Source organism: Ligilactobacillus apodemi DSM 16634 = JCM 16172 (assembly GCF_001434405.1).
Taxonomy (GTDB): domain Bacteria; phylum Bacillota; class Bacilli; order Lactobacillales; family Lactobacillaceae; genus Ligilactobacillus; species Ligilactobacillus apodemi.
In genome coordinates this window covers 1-226 of record NZ_AZFT01000047.1, presented here as the reverse complement: position 1 = coordinate 226, position 226 = coordinate 1, and the positions used below count along the sequence as shown (strand labels likewise).

1 tRNA gene is annotated in these 226 nt (G+C 45.6%); it reads left to right on the top strand.

From position 1 onward, the window contains the following. Positions 1-81: 81 nt before the first annotated feature. Positions 82-155, top strand: a tRNA-Ile gene (locus tag FC32_RS03775). Positions 156-226: the final 71 nt, after the last annotated feature.

The following is a 226-nucleotide window of genomic DNA, read 5'->3' as shown; positions in this document are numbered from 1 at the left end:
AAGGATAATTTCGGAAACCTGCACTTTATCGTAAACTTTGTTTAGTTTTGAGAGATTTACTTTTCTCAAGGTTGCTTATTTGGGCCTATAGCTCAGCTGGTTAGAGCGCACGCCTGATAAGCGTGAGGTCGGTGGTTCGAGTCCACTTAGGCCCATTTAAATAAATATTTTGGGGCTTTAGCTCAGCTGGGAGAGCGCCTGCTTTGCACGCAGGAGGTCAACGGTT